We start from the raw sequence: 13,824 nt of genomic DNA on the forward strand, positions 1-13,824 counted from the left end.
GATGTCGCTTAAGCACTTTATCCAAATCACCAAACCGGGGATCATTTTCGGTAACGTGCTTTCTGTGGCGGGCGGTTTCTTCCTGGCCTCCAAGGGACATGTCGATCTGGCCATCTTCCTGGCGGCGATGATCGGTACGTCCCTGGTGGTTGCTTCCGGATGCGTGTTCAACAACTGCATCGACCGTGACATCGACATCAAGATGGAGCGCACCAAGAATCGAGTGCTGGTCCAGGGGCTTATTTCCCTGAAGCTGGCGCTGATCTTCGCGACCATCCTGGGTGTTGCGGGTGTAGTGTTGTTGTACAAGGTGGCCAACCCGTTGGCGGCGCTGTTTGCCGTGATCGGTTTTGTCATCTATGTCGGCCTCTACAGCCTGTACCTCAAGCGCAAGTCGGTTCACGGCACGCTGGTGGGCAGCCTGTCGGGGGCGATGCCGCCGGTGATTGGTTATGTGGCTGTAACCAATAGCTTCGACATGGCCGCGCTGGTGCTGCTGGTGATGTTCAGCCTGTGGCAGATGCCGCATTCCTACGCCATCGCGATTTTCCGCTTCAATGACTACCTGGCTGCGTCGATTCCGGTATTGCCGGTCAAGCGTGGCATCCAGGTGGCCAAGAAACACATCCTGCTCTACATCCTGGCCTTCCTCGTGGCGACCTTGATGTTGACCTTCAGTGGCTACGCCGGCATGAGCTACCTCGCCGTAGCCGCCGCCATGGGCATGTACTGGTTGTACATGGCCTGGACCGGTTACAAGGCGGTGGACGACACCGTCTGGGCGCGCAAGCTCTTCGTGTTCTCGATCTTCACCATCACCGCGCTCAGCGTGATGATGTCCCTGGATTTCCAGGTACCCAAAGAGCTGTTGCTGACCTACGCGCACTGAGTGGTCTTGCAGTAAAAAAGCCCCGCCTTCGAAAGACGCGCGGGGTTTTTTATTGAGCGCTGCGCTAAACCGGATACGCTGCGTTATCGTTGACGTTTTTCGTGAGCGCGCTCGCTCCTACACCCCAATTCTACAAATGCAGGAAGCAATGCAATGAGTAAAAAAGCCGTGATGGTCTTCAGTGGCGGGCAGGACTCGACTACCTGCCTGATCCAGGCATTGAAGCAGTATGACGAAGTGCACTGCATCACCTTCGATTATGGTCAGCGCCATGTGGCGGAAATCGAAGTGGCCCGCAAGTTGGTCAAGCAATTGGGCGCCACCGTGCACAAAGTGATGGATGTGTCGCTGCTCAATGAGCTGGCGATCAGCAGCCTCACCCGTGACAACATTCCGGTACCGACCGTTAACAGCTCAGGCGAAAGCCTGCCGAGCACTTTCGTGCCGGGCCGCAATATTCTGTTCTTGACCCTGGCTGCGATCTACGCCTACCAGGTCAAGGCCGAGGCCGTGATTACCGGTGTGTGCGAAACCGACTTCTCGGGCTACCCCGATTGCCGTGACGAGTTCGTCAAGGCATTGAACCAGGCCCTCAAGCTGGGCATGGAATACGACGTGCGCCTCGACACCCCGTTGATGTGGCTGAACAAGGCCGAAACCTGGGCCCTGGCCGATTACCACAACCAACTGGAACTGGTGCGCGAGCAGACGCTGACCTGCTACAACGGCGTCATTGGCACCGGCTGCGGCAACTGCGATGCGTGCAACCTGCGTGCCCGGGGCTTGAATGACTACCTGCAAAACAAAGCGGATGTCATGCAGAGCCTCAAGCACAAGTTGCAACTGAAGTAACCCTCGTAGGAGCGAGCTTGCTCGCTCCTACGAGATTATTGATAGCGCTTGAACAGCGAACGTGCCCCGTAGGCAGGCAGAATATTGAAGAACGCAAAACCGACTTTGATCGCGATCTGCACATAGATCATGCTCAGGATATCGCTGGTCTGCATGGCGCCGTAGAAGGCAATAAAGCAGAACAGAAAACTGTCGATGATCACCGCAAAGAAGGTGCTGAAGAAAATCCGCAGGTACAGGTACCTGGAGTTGGTCAGCTCTTTGATCTTGCACAGCAGATAGGAATTTATATTCTCCGAGACCAGGAACGACACCGAAGAGGCAACCAGCACCGACGACACCTGCAGGATCACGTCGTTATACGGCCCATCGAGTTTCCAGCCCGGCAGCCCCGGCAGGAACGTTGAGCCATACAACAGGATGATGATCATCGCATTGCTGGCAAACGCAAACATAATGGCTCGCCGGGCCAGGCGCAGGCCGAAGTTCTCGTTCAGCAGATCCACAATCAGGAAGGTCAGCGGGTACAAAAAAGTGCCCGGCGTCACAATGATGCCCATGGATTCCAGGTAGATCGGTTTGGTCGCGGCGATGCTGGTGAAGATGTAAAACGTGAACAGCAACAGGTTCAGGATGATGTAGATCATCCAAGAGTTTTCATTGCGGTCGTTAATGTCGTAGGCGGTGAGTGCTCCTGCTTGTGAATAGAACTTCTTGTAGAGGTTCTTGATTTCCAGCTTGTTGAAGTTGTCCATCATTTCGCTGTTGAGCACCTCACTGAGCTTGATTTTCACGACCTTGCCCGTGGCGATCACCATGATCACCGCCAGGCGCTTGTCATTTTCAAAGCCCAGCAACTTGTATTTGCTGTTTTCCACGGCGCCTTCAAAGGTTGTCATTGAAGCGCTCCTCGAGAATATCGCCGATGACGCACAAGCGGTCTGAGTTGCCGCAGGGTTCAAGGGTGATGAACAGCTTCTTGGTGGCGCGGTCGTACACCAGCTTTTCTTTATCGTCGCTCGATGCGCCTTTCTGCACGATCAGCAAGTCCCCCGGCTCATTGATGCCGGGAATCGCATGCTCCAGGCGAACGCCGATCAAGTTGCAGGAGTTGCCGAAGTAGTAAGTCAGTGGGTAAAGCGTGGCCAGCTCGCCGATGCGCTTGCCCAGGTTCTGCATCAGCAGGCTTTCCTTGAGCACAGGCACTGCCGCCGGGTTCTTGTTGCCCAGGGGGGAAACATTGCTTTCGATGACTTCCTTGGCTTCAAAGTTGACGGTCTCGATTTCTTCGTACGAAACGCCGAAGAAATCAGAGATCTTGCGAATGGTCGACTGTTGCACTTTGACGACCTTGCCTTCCAGGATGTTGTAGATGGTCGTCCTGGTCACGCCGGCGGCATTGCTTAACGAAAGCTGGGTTTCGCCACGACTTTTGATCAAGTACTTGATATTGCTCTTCAAGTGCTCGGTTTTTTCTCGTCTGTGTATCAAGTGCTCACCACTTCCATTTAGTCATCAGTCCATACCCGGCAGAACGTCTAGTTCCAGGCCAGCGGCAGCGCAAGTGTTGCATGGGCTCGCGTTGACAATAAAGTACTGAGTGCAGGGATACGTCCCGCCGCTAAATCAGGCAACTGCTTTCTCGTCATACCGTTATATCCGACCTGTGCGAATCCCTCGCACTTCGACAAGGAGTAGTCACCATGGTCAGCTTCAGCCGCAGGTCCCTTCTCGCTCTTGGGGCGGCGTTACCTGTACTTGGCCAGCTGGATTGGGCGGTTGCCAGCCCGGTGCCGGCTCAACCCGACAAGGTACGGCTCAACTACAACGAAAGCCCCTACGGCCCTTCAGACGCCGCCCGTGAGGCGATGCAGCGAGCGATTGCAGCGTCTGGGCGCTATCCCTACCCGGACATGTACGCCTTGGCCGCGCAGTTTGCCCACCAGCAGGGGGTTGCCGAAGAAAACGTCGCGGTGTTTGCCGGCTCGATGGCGGCCCTGCGTTTTGCGGTGCTGGCGTTTACCAGCCAAACCCGCGGCCTGGTCATGGCGACACCGTCCTATGAACTTGTGCGTCAGGCGGCCGAGTCGATCAAGGCGCCGGTGCATGAAGTGAACCTCGACGCCGGTCATGCCCATGATGTACCGGCCATGCTCGCGGCAGACCCACAGGCCGGCATGTTGTACCTGTGCAACCCCAACAACCCCACCGGCACCCTGACCCCTACCGAGGCCATCCGCCAAGCCCTGGCGAACAAACCCAAAGGCAGCGTGCTAGTGGTGGACGAGGCGTATATCGACTTCTGCGATGCAACCAGCTGTGTGAGTTGGGTCAACGACCACGACGATCTGTTGGTGCTGCGTACGTTCTCGAAAATCTACGGCATGGCCGGAGCGCGTCTGGGGCTGGCAATCGGTCATCCGGCGCTGCTGGAGCGGCTGGCGGTGTTCGGCGGTGACAACGTCCCGGCCGCTGCCAGCCTATTGGGCGCACGTGCCAGCCTGGAGGACGCCACGTTGGTGGGCCAACGCAAAGCGCTCAATGCCAGGTTGCGTGATGAGACAGTCGCCTGGCTCAAAGGCCGGGGCTTTAGCTGCACGGCTTCCCAGAGCAATTGCTTCATGATCGATGTAAAGCAACCCGCTGAGCAGGTGGTTGAGCGGCTGGCCGCACAGAATGTGCTGGTGGGGCGCGTATGGCAGAACTGGCCGCAATGGGTGCGGGTGACAGTGGGCAACCAGCAGGAGATGGAACGCTTTCGCGAGGTGTTTGCCGCGCAGATCGCGCACGTAGGCTGAAACACTACAAACAAGTGGGGGCTAGCGCCTCCACTTGTTTAGTCCAGCGGTGTTGCCTGTAACGCGTTACTGCTGGGCAATGCTGTAGCCGGCAAACGCTGTCTGCTGCTGCAGCGCAGTAATCACACTTTTGCGGCTCAACGGCTGCTCATTACCGGCGTTATCCACGAAGCTTTCCACTTCCAGTTCGGCCTCGTCGCCTTCACCGACGAAGTTGAACCCCAGGAACTCGAATGCTTCGCGGTCCACGCTGAGCCTGGAGCGCGGTGTGCGCAGCGGCAGGGTGACGCTGATGCCATCCTTGCTGATCACGAACACCTCGGCTTCTTTCTTGGCACGTGCTGCCTTGCCCTTGCCGGCACTTGGGTTGCTGATGGCCTGATGCGACTGGTTCAGCACCTTGAGGGCCAGGCCATAGACCAGTTCCTGAAACTGGGGATCGTCCTTGAAGCTGGACAGGATGCGGCTGATCGAGAACTTGCTGCTCAGGTCTTCGAGGGCGGCGTTATCGGCGGCTTCGGCGTCCTTCAATTGTTTGAGCTGGCCCATCAGGTCGTAGGCTTTGTCATCGTCGAAGGCGTCATGGGCCTGGCGGATGGCGATGCGCAACTCGCGGATCTGGTCGCTTTCCTTGGAGGTATGAAACGCGTCCAGCACCATCTCGCTGATGATCTTGGCCGCTGGCACATGCTGTGAAAGATTGATGGCGTTTTCGTATTCGGCTTTGGCATGCAAGGCGGTTACGGATTCTTCGGCGGATTCTGCGGTGTAGGAATCAGGCATTAAAATTTCACTGCGTAGTAAACGGGGAGACAAAAACGTCGGGCATTTTCGGCGGGGTGGGGGATCAGGTCAAGACAGGTTCGGGCAGGTGATGCTATTGATCCAGTTGCGCGAAGCACGCCTGGAGAATATCCAGGCCTTCCTCCAGCACCCAAGGCTCGATGGTCAACGGTGCCAGCAAGCGCACAATGTGCCGCGACTTGCCGCTGGGCATCAGCAGCAAGCCGGCGTCTCGCGCCAGGCCCAGCAACTGAGTGAGTTGCCTGGAGGCCGGAGTGCCATCGACATTCACCAGTTCAATACCACGCATGGCGCCGACGCCGGTGAGGCGGCCCAGGTAGGGCGACAGTTGTTGTGAGCGCCAGCTTTCATGGCGTCTGACAATGGCCGCCTCCTGCTGTGCCCCCCAAGCTTGCAGGTGTTCATCGGTCATCGCCTCAAGGGTAGCCAGCGCCGCCGCGCAGGCGATGGGGTTGCCGGAGTAGGTGCCGCCGAGGCCGCCCTTGGGCAGGTTGTCCATCAGCGCCTTGCGCCCCACCACAGCACCCAACGGCACGCCGCCAGCGATGCTTTTGCCGAGCAGCAACAGATCCGGTTCGATGCCCAGGCGCGAAAAGGCAAAGCGCTGCCCCGTGCGACCAAAGCCGGACTGGACCTCATCGACAATCAGCAGGATGTTGTGCTCGTCGCAAAAGCGCCGCAGGGCTTGGGCGAACTCGATATCAAGGGCGAGGAAACCGGCTTCGCCCTGCACCGGCTCGATGATGAAACAGGCCACATCGTTTACGTCGATTTCCACGCTGAACAGACGGTCCATCGCCTTCAGCGCTTCGGCGCATGTCACGCCGTTATCGGCACTGGGGTACGGCAGGTGATACACCGGGCCAGGCAGTACGCCGACCTTCTGCTTGTAGGGCGCCACCTTGCCATTGAGGTTGAGGGTCGCCAGGGTTCGGCCGTGGAAGGCTCCATCAAAGGCGATCACCGCCGTTCGCCCGGTGGCGCCGCGGACGATCTTCAACGCATTTTCCGCCGCTTCCGCGCCACTGTTGGTGAGCATGCCGCTGACCGGGTAGTGCACCGGGATAAACGCCGTCAGGCGTTGCATCAACTCGATGTAGGGCGTATGCGGTGCGGCGTTGAATGCGTAGTGGGTAAGCCTGGTTGCTTGCTCGCGAATCGCCGCCACTACGCCCGGATGGCAATGGCCCAGGTTGAGTACGCCGATACCGCCGACAAAATCGATGTAGCGTTTGCCCGCGGTGTCCCACACCTCAGCGTTTTTACCGTGGCTGAGGCTGATGGGATGGACGATGGAAATCGATTGGCTGATGCTGGCGTGGCTCATGAATCGCTTACTCGACAAGGCTGGGCGTGGTTTATCTAAGCCGCGCACCGGGCCTTGTCGCAAACGAAATAAAGTCGCCGGGTCATTCCAAATCGGAAGGAGCGCTTATCTGCATTAATCCGACACCCCATCTTTGCCCGCCGCCTTGGACCGATATAGCGCTCGATCAGCCCTCGCCACCAGCGCGGCAGGGGGCTCACCCATGCGCCGCTCTACAATCCCCAGGCTCAGGGTGACGTTGAGCTCGTTGACGATAGGTGACTGTTTGATTGCACGGCGAATCCTTTCGGCCAATTCCTTCGCCGTGTCCAGGTTGCTTGCAGGCAGCACCACCATGAACTCATCGCCGCCCCAGCGAGCCAGCAGGTCAGTTGTGCGTACGCAGCTTTCCAGACGCTCCGCCACCCCTATCAGCGTCTGATCACCGACGCCGTGACCGTATCGGTCATTGACCGGCTTGAAGTCATCGATGTCCATCGCCACCAGCGCCAGGGGCACACGAAAGCGTTCGGCGCGGTCGCATTCTTCCAGCAGGCATTTTTCCAGGCGATAACGGTTGGCGATGCGCGTCAGCGCGTCGCGCTCGGCCAGGGAACGATTTTCGTCCAGCTGTATCTGCAATTGTTGATTGACCCGCGACAGCTCAAGGGTACGTTCTGCCACCAGTGCTTCAAGGGATTGGTTGCGTTTTTGCAGGCGTTCAATGGAGCATTTACGCGTATGAATGTCGCGGTGCGCGCCCACCATGCGCGCCACTGAGCCGTCGGGGTTGCGTGCAATGATGTAGCCACGATCCTCGATCCACAGATAAGTGCCGTCTTCTTTCCGGCAGCGGTATTCGGCGCGGTAAAGGGGCGAGCGTTGACTGATGTAGTCATCAAACAACGCCATCACGCGCGGGTAATCCTCGCTATGGATCACGCTTTCCCAGGTGAACACGTTGTTTTCCAGCGAGTCTCGGGAATAACCGAGCATTTCGTACCAGCCGGGGTTGCGGTAGACGTAGCCAGTCTTGGCGTTCCAGTCCCAGATCCCGTCACTGACCAGTTCCATGATGGCGTGCAGCAGGTCGGCGTGGAGTTCGGAAAAGTCATTGCGTAGTGGCTCGTTGCCGGGTGTATCGTCCATCAGCGCGCTCCCTGCAAGGGCTGGCTTCTAGGGCCAGTTATTATTGTTGACGCCGATACTCCGTGGCTGGCGCTACTCTACCTCGCGGCTTGCACGGTTTGAATAGGGCGGATGTGCTGCTTTCGGATAGTGGCGTTTGGCTATGATTCGGGCACCAGCATCTTTGTGCGAGGCTTTCCATCCGCGTTGTGTTGGTAAATCTCATCCGGCTGGCCCTGTTCATTGAAAAACACCTGGCCAATTCCCGCGCTATTCCACAGCCGCTCACCCGCCTCGGCATGCTCCGGAATATACGGGACTACCTGCATGGTGCGGCGGCGGGTAAACCAGTTGAGCGGCGAGCGTGGGGAATACAGCCAGCGGTTGAGACGGTCGAACCATTCCAGCAAGCGCGGTGGGAACTCATTCTTGATGCCGCTGCTGGTGATTTGCCAGATCCTCGGGCCGCCGTTGCGATGACGGATCAGCACCTGGTAGACGAACGAGTAATGCACATCGCCGGAGAGGATCACGTAGTTACCGGGCGTGCGCGAGTGGCGGAAGATGTTCAGGATCACTTGGGCGGCGCCGCGATGAGCCATCCAGTTTTCGGCGTCCACCAGCAGTGGGAAGCCGCACCAACTGAAGACCTTTTGCACCGTTTCGATCAGCTTGACGCCAAAGATCGGCGCAGGCGAGACGATAATGGCCGACGGATGGTCGAGCAGCTCCTGTTGCAGTTCGCTCAAGGCTTCCCAGTCCAGCAGGCCGGAAGGTTGCTTGAGGGTAAATTCGCTGCGCCAGCGCCGAGTACGGGTATCGAGTACCACCAGGGCAGGGGTGGTGGGCAAAACGTAATGCCATTGCTGGAATTTCAGCAGCGCCTCCAGCAGATCATCCTGGGCGGCAGCCTCCAGATGATTGCCCTGCGCCTGGCCAGTCAGTGCCTGGGTCTGGCTCAGCAGCTCGTCGAACACTTGGGGCTGGTTGCCCCAGCCCTGGCATAACAGGTACGCCAGCAAGGCATTGCCGATGATGCGTTTGGAGAAGGGATGGCCGTAGGCGGTTTGCTCCCACTGAGCGCTGAGGTTCCAATCGTCAGTGATGTCATGATCATCGAAGATCATCAGCGTCGACAGGTGGGTGAACACTCGGGCTACCCCCGGCAGGCCGGTGCGGAATTGATCGATCTGGACCTGTTCGCGGGCATAACGCAGTTGTTCTTGCGCGCTCAGTTGCGGCGGTTGTGGTGTGATCAGCGTCCACGGGGTGGGCGACCAGACCAGCAGGTACATCGCGATGACTTCGGCGAAGGTCACCAGGTGATTGTCAGCGGTGCTGCTGGTGAAGATCGGCTTCTTCACGCCGCCGAAAAAGCGTTCGCGCAGGGTCTCGTTACTGTCCAGCGCCGGAAGCAGGTCGGCTCGGTGGTAATAGCTGGCGCGATGCCCATAGAGGCTGACGCTGTCGTCCACCACGGCGCCCTCCAGGAACTCGTCGAACAGGCCCAGGCGCGCGATCAGCGCATGGATGGCCCGCAGCATGGGCCCGGCGACATCGTCGGCGTAGACCTGGTCGCCGCTCATCATCAGCAAGGCGGGGCGTTCGAGCGGGGTGCGGGCCTCCGCCAACAGGCGATCGACACATAACAAGCCTTCGTCAGCACGGTGATGGGGTTTACGGCAGGAGCCATGCACCAAGTGGTTGATGCGGCTATGCAGCACGAAGCTCGGCGTTGTGGCGTCGGCATACAGCAAGTGCGGCGCCCATTGTGCAATACCAATTCCGTCGACGATCAGGTCGTAACCGATGACCTCGTCCTGAGGCAGAGCGTCGCTCAGCTCTACGTCGATCAAGTGGATAACGGCATGGCGCCCGACGGGCACGATTTGGCAGTGCGTTGCATCGAGCGGGATATTCAGCGCCTCGCCCTGGGGTAATTGCAGCCTCAAGCACAGTGGCAGGGCACGACTGCCCACCAACCAGATAACCAGGCGCTGCGGTTCAAGGCGCCTTAGCAGGGGACCTGCGATGACAGCAGGCAGGATGTCGGGTTGATGCATGAAAAATGCAGCTCATACCAAATGGGACTGGAGAGGATAACGCAGAGGATGTGAGTGTTTTGTTAACGCAAGTGCAGCGCGGTGCGCTGCACTTGTTGCCGGTGACCCGTAACGGTTTAAAGCAGTTTGCCTCCTCCGAGAGAGGTCATACCCGAATCTTTGGGTTTTGGTTGCGTGTCCTGCCCCTGTGGGGGGCCGTCAAGCGGCGAAGAAGTTGGCGCGGGATTGGCTGGAGGCTGGTTATCTTTTAAGCCTTGCTGGACGTTATAGCTGAAGCTGTGAAACGAATTGCCGATGAACATGGTAAAACCCCTTACTCAATTGGAGGACTGTTGTCGCATCAATACTCCCTTTGAGTGCGCACTGATTGAGTGGAGTTGGCCGGGTTTTTCGTTCCCGGCCATAGGTAACCATATGTTTGGCTAGTAGGAATTTGGTGTGTCTCAAGCAGGCTTAGGCACCGTAAACCTGAATTCACTGCCGCGCCCCAATTCACTGTCGGCTTCGATCCGACCACCATGGGCCTGGACAATCCCCTGGGTGATATACAGCCCCAGCCCGCTGCCGGTGGGATTGTTCTCGGACTGGGTCCAATAGCGGTCGAACACATGGGGCAAATGATCCGGCGCAATGCCTTCACCGGAATCGCGTACCGAAAACACGATCTCTTCGCCGTTGCTCATGGCGCTGATACCGATGTTGCCCTGGCGGGGGGTGAATTTGATGGCGTTGCCGATCAGGTTCGACAGCACTTGGAACAAGCGCTCCGGGTCGGCGCTGATCTGCAGGCCAGGCTCGGCGTTGAACGACAGGTCGATACCTTTTTCCGAGGCCAGTGGCGACAGCAGCGAGTATGCCTCTTCAAATATCTGGCTGACGTCCAGCGCAACCGGCTTGACCACATAGCGTCCGGCTTCGATTTTCGAGGTGTCGAGCAAGTCCTCCAGCAGCACATTCATGCGCCCGGCGGCCTGTTGCATGGTGTCGATGGCCGAGGAAATCCGCCGTGAGGTGTGTGGGCCGTCGGAGCTGAAGGCTTTCTGCATCATGCCGCAGAGCATGGAAATGACTGTCATCGGGTTGCGCAGGTCGTGGGAAACCACTGCGACCAACTCGTCTCGGGCACGCACCGCTTGTTGTTCGCGCAGCACCTGGCGGGCCAGATCATTTTCCAGGGCCGAGCGGCGCAGGTCATTGGCGGCAAACAGGTCGCCGTGGCTCCACTTGGTGGAAATGCCGGCCATTTCCACTTTCCAGATTTCAAACGACGTGCGTGGGCGAAGGCGTAGGCCAGTGTCAGAGGTTTCCAGATTTAGCGGCTTGCTCGGGTCACCGCTCCAATTGATGTTCTCTTTGACTTCCGGGCGAAACCACAACACACCGTTATCCACAGGCTTGGGCAGGCTCATGGCGAGCACACCACTGGCCACCGCCTGATACTCGGCGGCCGGTGGGTACACCGAAGCCAGGTTGTGGTTGGAAAATACCGGCTGGCCCAGCGTTTGCAGCCACTTGTGCAGCGCCCGGATTTGCGCTGGTTCCGGGCAGTTGCCGTAACGGTGCAACTGCTTGTCTTCGATGATCGCCACACCGCCCGACAAGGTCAGGTCCATCAGTTTTTTACCGTGGTGGGCCAGGCTGTCGAACACGTTGTCGTCGCTGGCTTTCATCGCCCGATCAAGCAACGCCAGGGTTTCGACTTTCTCCTCTCGCTGGCGGCTTAACTCCAAGGCTTCCATGGCACTGATCTGCAACGACAGCACCTGACCGATGGTTTGGCAGGTCATACGCAGATCGTTCGGCACCAGCAGCGGCTCGCGGTTGCCGCAGCTGATCAGGCCCCAGAGTTTGTCGCCCTTCATCAGCGAAATACTCATGGACGACAACACGCCCATGTTCTGCATGTATTGGCAGTGAATCGGCGACACGCTGCGCAGGGTCGCGAAGCTCAGGTCCAGCGGTTGGCCGGTGTCCGGGCGCAATTTTGGCAATAGCGGTACGGGTTCGTAGGACGCATTCGGGATGATCCGAAGCCAGTTGGTGCGATACAGCTCACGGGCTTGTTCGGGGATGTCGGACGCGGGGAAGAACAGGCCGTTGAATAACTCCATGGCCGGCGCCGAGGCTTCAGCGATTACCTGGCCATGGCCTTCGTCTTCGAAGCGATAGATCAGCACTCGGTCATAACCGGTCATGGCCTGGATTTCATCCACGCTGATGGCGTACAGCGCTTGCAGAGTCTTGGCTGATTGCAGGCGTTGCAACATTTTGCTCAGGTTGCTGGTGAGACCATTGCTTACCTGGGGTTTGAAATCCGTGAGCAGGGGTTCGAACTCCAACACCAGCACGTTCTGATGACGATGCAACAAACCTTCGAACTGAGCACCGTTGAGCGTGACATGCAGGGGTGGGGCGTCGATAAAGGTATTGTGCTCGGCCATCGACTGCACCACTTGGGCGTGTTCACTGCCGATCAACGTATGCAACGGTTGATTCAACAGGGCCTCGGGCGCGTGGCCGAACAAGGTGCCGACGTTGGCACTGACCTGGATGATGTTCAGCTCAGGCTCCGACAGCGTCAGCAACACGCCATGAGGCTGGATTGCCCCGGGGAAGCGGATGGGCTCGTCGGCACAGTTGGCAAGCAGCTCTTCAAAATCTTCGGGTTTCATAGCAGTACCTCCTGGCGTTCGAGCCATTGCTCAAAGCCGCTGAAAGTGGACCGGGCACCCATCACTGCGCGCGCTCGAGCGCTCGCATCCAGTGGCTGATGAGCCAGGTAGTCGAGAAAGTCTTTCCAGCGCCGGCCGGTCTCGGCACCGTAGACATCGAGAAACGCACCGCCGTTGTCGGCTTCGATCGCCAGGCGTGACGCCATTTCCCGGCGTAATACCTGGCCACCGAGCGTTGCGCCTTCCAGTACATACAGGGCGCCGAGGCAAGCGGCAGGCGTGTCCAGCGCGGGGAGTTGGGTGCAGCGGGGAAGGGCAGCGAGGGTGTGACTATCCAGGCCCAGGGCGCGCAGATCGTTGACCAGCGTCGGCGTTTTCACACGTGATGCAATGTCAATTCCATCTGGAATCAGGCCGCCGTTGTACAGCGCCGCCTCCATGGGTTGATAAAAACCGTAGTACGCCTGCAGCAATCGCCGATACCACTGGGCATCCAGGCGTTCGGAAAAAAACGGCAAGCGCTTTTCCAACGCGACATGCAACAGGCCGGTGCCCGTGCGCAACGATTCCAGCAAGGATGGCGCACCAACGTCATGGGCCTGTGAGTGCATTCAATGAGCTCGAACTGTGGGCCTGTCGGCCAGGAATGACGCATGAAAATGGGCGACAATTCTACACAACTCGTTGTCGTCAGCTGAGCGCAAGAAGCGAAAAGGCTGACCAGTAGATCAGAAAAGTCGCTCCCTGTATTCCAAATGACCCCACGGCACGCCACGAGTTCGGTCCGGATGATATCGCGACGCTATCAATGCATGGGCGGTCCCTGCTGGGTCAACGCCGTTTGAACGCACTCAAGCAAGTGATCGGTGCTCCATGGTTTAGGCAGAAACCGCACCGAGCTGCCCAATTGAGTGGCGATCTTCGTATTGCCGGAAGTGAGCACCACCTGCACCTCAGGCCAGCGATGAGCCACTACGCGGCTCAAGTCGTAGCCATTGAGCAGGCCGGGCATTTGAATATCACTGACAATCAAGTCCACAGGGTCGTCGCCTCGCTCCAGATAAATCATCCCTTCATCCGCCGAAGGGAATGAAGTCACCACCGCACCGAAATCCTCCAGCACATCCACCATTAACGCCCGAATGATCTCGTCGTCTTCCAATACTAAAATCGATGGCTGAACCATGATCCTTACTCCACCATCAGGGGTTCAGTAAGGTGGAGTGGGGGTTGGGTATATAGGTTCGATTGGATGTTTTTTAAACGATGGGTGGTCATTCGGCTGGTTCCAGTATGTGGTCTTGCTCCACGC

At 58.2% G+C, this 13,824-nt stretch carries 13 protein-coding genes; 3 read left to right on the forward strand and 10 right to left on the reverse strand.

What is annotated here, in order from left to right; all coding sequences use genetic code 11:
• Window position 1: 1 nt before the first annotated feature.
• Window positions 2-889, forward strand: coding sequence for a heme o synthase (gene cyoE / locus QMK52_RS12230; RefSeq protein ID WP_005791249.1), 888 nt, complete (start codon window positions 2-4; stop codon window positions 887-889).
• Between the two features lie 153 nt (window positions 890-1,042).
• Window positions 1,043-1,741, forward strand: coding sequence for a 7-cyano-7-deazaguanine synthase QueC (gene queC / locus QMK52_RS12235; RefSeq protein ID WP_320404138.1), 699 nt, complete (start codon window positions 1,043-1,045; stop codon window positions 1,739-1,741).
• A gap of 35 nt (window positions 1,742-1,776) precedes the next feature.
• Here queC and QMK52_RS12240 read toward each other — a convergent pair whose 3' ends face one another.
• Window positions 1,777-2,640: a queuosine precursor transporter gene (locus tag QMK52_RS12240; RefSeq protein ID WP_005791245.1), complete on the reverse strand. Its 864-nt coding sequence runs from the start codon at window positions 2,638-2,640 to the stop codon at window positions 1,777-1,779.
• Window positions 2,627-3,232 carry a helix-turn-helix transcriptional regulator gene (locus tag QMK52_RS12245; RefSeq protein WP_005791243.1) on the reverse strand — a complete coding sequence of 202 codons (606 nt, stop codon included), beginning with the start codon at window positions 3,230-3,232 and terminating at the stop codon, window positions 2,627-2,629. Before QMK52_RS12245 ends, QMK52_RS12240 begins: the two co-directional genes overlap by 14 nt.
• Window positions 3,233-3,444: 212 nt before the next feature.
• On the opposite strand from QMK52_RS12245, the gene QMK52_RS12250 reads away from it, so the two are divergent.
• Window positions 3,445-4,539, forward strand: a complete 1,095-nt coding sequence (locus tag QMK52_RS12250; RefSeq protein ID WP_320404139.1) for a pyridoxal phosphate-dependent aminotransferase — start codon at window positions 3,445-3,447, stop codon at window positions 4,537-4,539.
• A 66-nt stretch (window positions 4,540-4,605) separates the two neighbouring features.
• On the opposite strand, the gene QMK52_RS12255 is transcribed toward QMK52_RS12250, so the two are convergent.
• From QMK52_RS12255 to QMK52_RS12290, 8 genes are all read right to left on the reverse strand, one after another.
• Window positions 4,606-5,322 (reverse strand): hypothetical protein, encoded by a 717-nt coding sequence (locus QMK52_RS12255; RefSeq protein WP_032879566.1) that lies wholly within the window; start codon window positions 5,320-5,322, stop codon window positions 4,606-4,608.
• Between the two features lie 94 nt (window positions 5,323-5,416).
• A complete protein-coding gene (locus QMK52_RS12260) occupies window positions 5,417-6,670 on the reverse strand; it encodes an aspartate aminotransferase family protein (RefSeq protein ID WP_005791238.1) in 1,254 nt (417 codons plus the stop codon).
• A gap of 114 nt (window positions 6,671-6,784) precedes the next feature.
• On the reverse strand, window positions 6,785-7,798 hold the full coding sequence (locus tag QMK52_RS12265) for a diguanylate cyclase domain-containing protein (RefSeq protein ID WP_320404140.1): 1,014 nt from the start codon (window positions 7,796-7,798) through the stop codon (window positions 6,785-6,787).
• Between the two features lie 140 nt (window positions 7,799-7,938).
• Entirely contained in the window at window positions 7,939-9,840 is a 1,902-nt protein-coding gene (locus QMK52_RS12270) for an alkaline phosphatase family protein (RefSeq protein ID WP_194439162.1), read from the reverse strand.
• Window positions 9,841-9,956: 116 nt separating this feature from the next.
• Complete coding sequence (locus QMK52_RS12275; protein ID WP_157264179.1) at window positions 9,957-10,142, reverse strand: hypothetical protein; 186 nt, start codon at window positions 10,140-10,142, stop codon at window positions 9,957-9,959.
• A gap of 141 nt (window positions 10,143-10,283) precedes the next feature.
• Window positions 10,284-12,512: an ATP-binding protein gene (locus QMK52_RS12280; RefSeq protein WP_320404141.1), complete on the reverse strand. Its 2,229-nt coding sequence runs from the start codon at window positions 12,510-12,512 to the stop codon at window positions 10,284-10,286.
• Window positions 12,509-13,123, reverse strand: a complete 615-nt coding sequence (locus QMK52_RS12285; protein WP_320404142.1) for a biliverdin-producing heme oxygenase — start codon at window positions 13,121-13,123, stop codon at window positions 12,509-12,511. Before QMK52_RS12285 ends, QMK52_RS12280 begins: the two co-directional genes overlap by 4 nt.
• 194 nt (window positions 13,124-13,317) lie before the next feature.
• Window positions 13,318-13,698, reverse strand: a complete 381-nt coding sequence (locus QMK52_RS12290; RefSeq protein ID WP_005791228.1) for a response regulator — start codon at window positions 13,696-13,698, stop codon at window positions 13,318-13,320.
• Window positions 13,699-13,824 lie beyond the last annotated feature (126 nt).

The organism is Pseudomonas sp. P9_2 (assembly GCF_034008255.1).
GTDB classification, from domain to species: Bacteria; Pseudomonadota; Gammaproteobacteria; order Pseudomonadales; family Pseudomonadaceae; genus Aquipseudomonas; species Aquipseudomonas synxantha_A.